This is a genomic window from Mycobacterium sp. 050272, from assembly GCF_039023525.1.
In the GTDB taxonomy this organism is placed as follows: Bacteria; Actinomycetota; Actinomycetes; order Mycobacteriales; family Mycobacteriaceae; genus Mycobacterium.
In genome coordinates, this window is the sequence record NZ_JBCHKV010000057.1 from 1 (window position 1) to 1,347 (window position 1,347).

1 protein-coding gene and 1 other annotated feature are annotated in these 1,347 nt (G+C 64.4%); the gene reads right to left on the minus strand.

From position 1 onward, the window contains the following. Window positions 1–31: 31 nt before the first annotated feature. Window positions 32–1,293 (minus strand): IS3 family transposase gene (locus tag AAHS21_RS31940; protein ID WP_342931258.1). Its coding sequence is split into 2 segments (ribosomal slippage): window positions 32–990 and window positions 990–1,293, totalling 1,263 coding nucleotides; the frame shifts between segments, so codons are not numbered across the junction. Then, window positions 863–994, minus strand: a sequence feature (AL1L pseudoknot). It overlaps the preceding gene by 132 nt. Window positions 1,294–1,347: the final 54 nt, after the last annotated feature.

Sequence of the window (1,347 nt, forward strand, 5' to 3'; positions counted from 1 at the left end):
TGAAACGCCCTGGTTCTGCCGGAGGCTCGGGCTATTGGATTTCGACCAGGGGTTGGTCGGTCCGTTGTGCATCGTAGAACGCTGCTTCGAACTCAGCCGGTGGGATGTCGCTGAGGTAGCCGTGGAGGCGGCTGGTGTTGTGCCAGTAGACCCAGCCCAGGGTGGCCAGTTCGACGTCCTCGACGGTCTTCCACGGCCCGCTGCGGGCCGGCCCGTAGATCAGCTCGGCTTTGTAGTAACCGTTCACCGTCTCCGCGAGGGCGTTATCGAAGCTGTCCCCGATCGAACCGATCGACGGGACTGCACCGAGCTCGGCGAGGCGCTCGCCGTAGCGGATAGAGGTAAATTGCGATCCGGCATCGGAGTGACATGTCAACCCCGCCAACGTGTTTCCGCGCGACCAGCGCGCCATCTCCAATGCATCGAGCACCATCGTGGTACGCATGTGGCTGGCCGCCCGCCAGCCAACGATCATCCGGGAATAGGCGTCGACGATGAAACACACGTAGGCCACTCCGGCCCAGGTAGGCACGAACGTCAGATCCGTCACCCAGAGTTGGTTCGGCGCGGTCGCGCTGAACTTGCGCTTGACCAAATCGGGGTGCCGCTCGGCGCTGTGGTCGGGTTTGGTGGTCTTGACCCGTTTGCCGCGCCGGACGCCTTGGATGCCAGCAGACCGCATCAGCCGGGCCACCTGATCCCTGCCGACGTCGTGGCCGGCACGGCGGGCGGTTTTCCACAGCTTGCGGACCCCGTAGACGCGGTAGTTGTCTTCCCACAGCGCCACCAGTGCTGGCCCCAAGACGGCATCGCGTTGGGCCCGTGCTGACGGAGTGCGGGTCTTGAAGTCGTAGTAGGTGCTCGGGGCCATCGCCACCCCTGCGGTACGCAGGACGGTGATGATGGGCTCGACCCCGAACTCCTTGCGGTGGGTGTCGACGAAGTCGACTATTTCTTGTGTTGGCGGTCGAGCTCCGCGCCGAAGAAACTGGCCGCTCGTTTCAGTATTTCGTTGGCGCGCTTGAGTTCTCGTATCTCTTGCTCAAGCTCCTTGACGCGCTGGGATTCCGCGGTGGATACCCCGGGCGCATACCCGTCGTCGATGTCGGCCTGGCGTACCCAGGAGCGCACCGACTCCACCCCGTAGCCAAGCTGACGAGCTACCCGCGACACCGTGCCCTGCTCGGTACCCAACTCGGCCCGCAGGGCACGGACCATCCGCACCGCCGCGGCCTTCTCCTCCGGGCTGTATCGACGCGCCGTGGGCTTCCCCGGCAACTGTTCCTTCGGCATACCTGCATCCTCGTTTCCAAGGTCAGGAGCCTCCGGGATTTCCAGGGCGTTTCA